The organism is Erythrobacter sp. (genome assembly GCF_038133525.1).
Classification (GTDB): domain Bacteria; phylum Pseudomonadota; class Alphaproteobacteria; order Sphingomonadales; family Sphingomonadaceae; genus Qipengyuania.
Genome location: NZ_JAYPTL010000109.1, coordinates 1 through 5,113, shown reverse-complemented (window position 1 = coordinate 5,113; position 5,113 = coordinate 1). Strand labels below are relative to the sequence as shown.

5 protein-coding genes are annotated in these 5,113 nt (G+C 61.6%); 1 reads left to right on the top strand and 4 read right to left on the bottom strand.

What is annotated here, in order from left to right; all coding sequences use genetic code 11:
* Together AAFM29_RS16560 and AAFM29_RS16555 are read right to left on the bottom strand one after the other, a co-directional pair.
* Nucleotides 1–712 (bottom strand): HipA N-terminal domain-containing protein (locus tag AAFM29_RS16560; RefSeq protein ID WP_341713856.1); only part of this gene is annotated, 712 nt, incomplete at its 3' end.
* A complete protein-coding gene (locus AAFM29_RS16555; protein WP_067695826.1) occupies nucleotides 709–1,068 on the bottom strand; it encodes a helix-turn-helix domain-containing protein in 360 nt (119 codons plus the stop codon). The genes AAFM29_RS16560 and AAFM29_RS16555, both read right to left, overlap by 4 nt.
* 149 nt (nucleotides 1,069–1,217) lie before the next feature.
* Between AAFM29_RS16555 and AAFM29_RS16550 the strand changes: the two genes are divergently transcribed.
* Nucleotides 1,218–1,421 carry a hypothetical protein gene (locus tag AAFM29_RS16550; RefSeq protein ID WP_341713855.1) on the top strand — a complete coding sequence of 68 codons (204 nt, stop codon included), beginning with the start codon at nucleotides 1,218–1,220 and terminating at the stop codon, nucleotides 1,419–1,421.
* Here the strand turns inward: AAFM29_RS16550 and AAFM29_RS16545 are convergent, their stop codons facing one another.
* Together AAFM29_RS16545 and AAFM29_RS16540 are read right to left on the bottom strand one after the other, a co-directional pair.
* Nucleotides 1,422–4,133: a conjugal transfer protein TraG N-terminal domain-containing protein gene (locus tag AAFM29_RS16545; protein ID WP_341713854.1), complete on the bottom strand. Its 2,712-nt coding sequence runs from the start codon at nucleotides 4,131–4,133 to the stop codon at nucleotides 1,422–1,424.
* A 12-nt stretch (nucleotides 4,134–4,145) separates the two neighbouring features.
* The coding region (locus AAFM29_RS16540; RefSeq protein WP_341713853.1) for a conjugal transfer protein TraH at nucleotides 4,146–5,113 on the bottom strand (968 nt) is incomplete at its 5' end.

Sequence of the window (5,113 nt, the reverse complement as noted above, 5' to 3'; positions counted from 1 at the left end):
CCTCTCGGGCTAGCAGATAGCAGGCGTATTCAAGCCGTCCGAAGCCCATCGGGTCGGCGAGTTCCTTGTCGGCATTGCCCGACACTCCATCGAACTTGACCAGCCATTGCGTGTAGCCGGGCCCTGCAGTCAGCTGCCCTGAATGGAATTCTCCGGTCGCCTCGTTCCAGGCGAGGACGGCCTTGGCCCGGGCGCCGCCGGCGGAGGTTCCGACGCGCAGGATCTCCTGGAGTGCGCGGTGATCATCCTCTCCCTTGAGCACACCGGCCAGTTCTTCACGCGCGGCAATGACCCTGTTGGCGAGCTCGACAAGCGGAGCGATATCGACCGGTCGGCCCTGTTCACGGCGCTCACCGGTGGCAGGTTCGAATTCCAACGCGCCCATGCCTCTGCGACCGGTATAACAAAGGCGCTCGACCGGATCGAAGCTGTCGGCTGTTCGGCCCTGCTCGGCAAGCCAACGGTTGATCAGGGCGTTACCAAACTTGTCGGGCAGGCTGTCGGCCAGCATGCCCGGCAGTCCTTTGAAGGTCTCGTAATTCAGCGCGGGAAAATCGTAGACGCCGCTTCGTAATGGCATTGTGAGCGGAGCGACTTCGATGCCGCTGCGACTGAATTCCGGAGTGTATTCGAAAACCCCGACATCGCGATCTTCATCCCACAGGACGGCGCCGATCTGACGACCCCAGAGATTGACTACCGCACGCGTCATGGGGCCTCGTCACCCCAGCTCCATTCCTCGCCAGCCTCACCTTCAGAAGACTTGCGCACCCTTTGCCGCGCCTTGCCGGTGTCGGACCGGGGATCGAGCGGTCTCAGCTTGGCGTCCGGCATGACATCCAGCAGGCGGTCTTCAATGTCGAGCGCACGCATTATCCTGGCGAGGCTATCGATGGTCCCGCCATTACCGGCTTCCAGGCGGGCGAGCGTTGAACGCGAGATACCTGCCATTTCCGCAAGCTCGGCCTGCTTGAGATTGCGTGATATGCGATATGCTTCGATCTGCTTCCCGAGGTCGGATAGCAGCACCGAGAGCGGACGCAGATCTGGTGAATCATAATGTGGCATTATCGAGACATTATCTCCGTTATGGAGCTTTGTGTAGCGATTTTGCGTCTTTACGTGATGATATTTAATGTGTCAATATCGAGACGTAAATTGGCTTATGCCCGATAATGCATCAAATTTGCTACTTTATTTAGGTCGGAGTGATGGAAATGGATGACGAGAAGGAGCAAAACGACCAGACGGACTGGAAGGGCCTGCGAGAGATCGACCGTGCCATCTCCGAAAATCGCCTTACGTCCTACTCATGGAAGAAGGCCTGGGCCGATCGATGGGCTCGAGCAGTGATTCTCACCGCTGCGATCTTCTTGATCGGGTTCGTCGTCTTTGTGATTATTCAGGACGTGATCCTATAGTCACCTATTGCCCCACTCCTTCACCTCATCTGCCGCTTCCTCGCTTGCACCTGTGGCGCCTTCTGTTTGGCCATCCAGATAGCCTCTCACCGTCCCGATCCGCCCACGACCTTGCCGACGAACCCGCTCGACTTCATCTGCGATGCCAGATCGATCCGGAGCATCGGGCATTGAGGAACCACTTGCAGAACCGACGGCTCCCCGTGCACGCACCTGTCCAGCACTTCCGATCCAGGGGCGGCTGACAGGAGCGAAGTCCGGCAGCGAAAGGTCGGCGTCGATGTCGTCTTGCAGGCGGTCAGCATAGCTTTCGACAAACCGCGATTGCAGTTGTTGGCCGCGCGCGCTCATCTGGAACTCGATGTCGTCGAAGCGCACCGGCCCGAAATAGTCGCGATTGGCTTCCATCTCAGCCATGCCCCATTCGCGATAGGCCTGGCTCAGGTTCAGCGTGCCTGCGGCGCTGTTGGCTTCGTACCAGCTGGCCTGGTTCTCGAGACGGCTGGCCATCTCTTCGGCACGACGCGCCTCTCGCGTATAGCTTTCGGCTTCTGTCAGCGATCGGCTGAGACCCGACGAGCTGGTCGACACTTGCGATACCGAGCTCGAGCTCGTCTCGCGCAGGAAGCCTTCACGCGTGTTCGACCAGTTGCGACTGTCGGAAAGCTGCCGCAGCGTTCCCATGATCCTGCCGCGGTCTTCCGAGGCGATCCCGATATCGCTGTCCGTCCATGACTGATTGCGGCCGCCTCTTGCCTTGGCACCCACTTGAGCCACGCCAACATTGGCTCCAGCCCCGCCATTGACCTCGCCATTAAGGAACCATGAGATCGTAATGTCGTCGGACGCGCGCCGGGACAGGCCGAACTGCTGCTGGAGCGTCCTTGAAGCATTGTCGACTTCGCTGAATGCCGTGCCGATGCTGTCGTTCGTGCCGACGCCGCTGACCGTGTCGGAGCTCTGACCCTGGCTGTAGGCGTTGCGGATCTCGCTGAACCGGGTGAGCGCAGAGCTCGTTGATTGCTGGGCGAGGTTGGCATAGGTCTCGCTCTGCGTCCGGCTCTGGCTCGCCATCGTTCCGAGGCGGCCGGTGAAGTCCTGCCCCAGTGTCGGCGTGAACGGATAGCTTGAATTCGGGACAGCAGCGAACTCTCCATCGGGGAAGCTGGTGGTCTGCGTGCCGCTGTCGCTGAAACCACGCGTCTGTGCCGCGCCATAAGCGATGTTGGGTGCAAGATTGCCTTGCGCAAACTGGCGGGAAAACACCGTCGAGTTATCGATGTTCGAATTGCCAAGCGAGACATTGCCGGTGCTCGCTTCGCGCGAGGCTTCCTCGGCTGCATTCTGGCTCGGGTTGAGATAGCTCGTTGCCTGGCCCGAAATCGCCAGCGCACCACGCGCCACCCCGCCGGCAAGGAAAGGGATCGAGGCGACAAGATAGCCCGCCAGGATGCCGATATCGCTGCTGACGTCGCTCATGCCGGCAAAGGTCGCGAGGCTGAGGCCTGTGCTGCCGCCAGCGGCGGCGACATCGCCCGCGCCTTTGAACATCAGGATCATGTGCAGGATGACGAAGAGCGGTCCCCACGCTGCAAGGTAGAAGAAGCCGGTGACGTAGCCTCTCAATGCAATGGGTCCGGTCCGCGGCATCAGGAACAGCGGAAACAGGACAGGGAACAGCGCGTAGAACACCACCGTCAGCACGACATTGAGGATCGGGACCCATTTCATCGCGTTGTGCGCGATCGAGGAATAGGTCCGCTCGGTCTGAATATCGGCCCGGGTCTGCGCGAAGACGTCGATGCTGCCGGTGCCGCTCGCCCCTGCAAAGCCGTGCATAGCCTGGTTCATGGCATTGATCGTCAGCACTTGGCGGAAAATGTCGCTCGCGCTGCGCGAGATGCCGGTCAGATACTGATAGGCAATCGGGAGGTCGGCCATGAGCTTGGCCTTGGCGAGCGCTTCGGTCTGGCGCGGATAGAGTTGGCGTCCCGCGACAAGCGTCATCTCGTCAATGAGGCTCGCCCATCGCCCCGAAAGCGCGGTGTAGGCTTCGCGGCAGGTGATGATCGAGGCCGTCACGCTGTCGTCGGCCTGCCGGGTCAGGAATTTCTGCGCGCGCGCCGCGCTGCCGGGTGCGATCGTCGCCCAGATATCATCGCTCTCGGACAGCTCCTTCATCGAGTAGCGGCCGAGCAGCAGATCGTAGAACACGCATTGCCTGACATGCTCGTCGAAGTTCGCAGCAAACTCCGGATCGGAAATGCGCAAGCTCCGCGTCGATTCAAGCAGCCGCGCGCCATAGATCATGCCGTTCTTCGAGTAGTTGAGGTCGTCCGGCAAGCCGAAGACGAGCTCGGCCGAGCGGGTCAGATAGTCCCCCGCCTGGCTGGTGAAACTTGCCATCAGGGCGAGCCCGAGCGGAACATTGGCCACCGTTGCCGGTGCAAGGCTTGGATTGACCCGGTCTGTCACATGGACGTCCATGCGCGGCACCATCAGACACATGTAGATGAGCGTCGCACCGAGGAACCAGTTGAGCCATGCGCGCCAGTCCTGGTTGAACGCGACCACGATGACCGCGAGCACCATGCCCATCACCAGCGCGACCTGAATCAGGCTCTTGTAGCCGCCCGCTCCGGTCCAGGCGGCAACGGCATTGAGGACATTGACGATATACTCGCCGCCGCCGACCGTGAAAATCTCGACCATGCTGCCTCACCCTTATGGAACGATGGAGCGGGACTGCATCCCGCGCGACCAGTCGAGCGCGGCGGCCATCGATGGCGACATCGAGGCGGCGAGCATGTTCTCGATCATCGCGGTCTTCTCGATGATCTGCATGATCGCGGAGACCCGCGCCTGTCCGGTCGCTTGCCTCTGGGCGAGGCTTGACCGGACTTCCGCGACCTGAGCGCGCCAGATCGCGAGTTTCGCTTCATCGGCCGCAATGAAGCTCGCCATCGAGCGTCCGGCCTCGGCTGTGATGCGTTCGAGGATGGCATAGAGAAGATCGATGCTGGCGATCTCGGCCAGCGTGTCGCGGTCGTCGGTTGCCATCCCGCGTCCATAGGCCGCCTGCACGGTGAGGATCTTGTAGAGCGGCACCGATGCCACCTGGAGCAGCTCCTTCTCCTCGTCGCCGATCGCTGTGTCGCTGCGGATGGCCTCGACCATGCTGCCGATGAGCTGGGCAACGCGGGGCCGGATGGCCTTCGCGCTCGTGAGGCTCATCTGCTGGAAAGTGGGGTTGAGGCACTGGTCGGGCTCGTCACACTGGAACACCCGCACCGACTGGCCCTGCGTCCCGTCGAGCAGCGCGGTCACCAGCGTCGAGGAGGCATCGCCTGCGAAAGGCACGAACTTGCCTGGTTCGTCATCGCGGGGCGGCACGTAGATCACCGTGCCGATGAGCGTCATCGCATACTCGGCGAGGTCGCGGTCGAAGGTGCCACCAGGGTTGAAGAAGGCGCTCTGCTTGAGGACATGCCAGGTGTAATTGCGCGGTACACCGGGATTGACGTCGGCATAGTCGGCGCCGGCGCTCTCATTGGTCGAGGCGCGCTGACCCCTGGTGCCGCAACCGTGTTTGGCGGCAGCATAGTCGGTGAAGATACCTTCGGAATTGCCGATCGCTTCGCAGATCGCCTTGTCGGCGAGATCGCCCTTGGGCCAGACGCCGCCGACCAGCC

What these genes read in the sequence shown, in the direction of transcription:
- AAFM29_RS16555 (WP_067695826.1), bottom strand. Translation starts at nt 1,068, where the DNA reads ATGCCACATTATGATTCACCAGATCTGCGTCCGCTCTCGGTGCTGCTA.
- AAFM29_RS16550 (WP_341713855.1), top strand. Translation starts at nt 1,218, where the DNA reads ATGGATGACGAGAAGGAGCAAAACGACCAGACGGACTGGAAGGGCCTG.
- AAFM29_RS16545 (WP_341713854.1), bottom strand. Translation starts at nt 4,133, where the DNA reads ATGGTCGAGATTTTCACGGTCGGCGGCGGCGAGTATATCGTCAATGTC.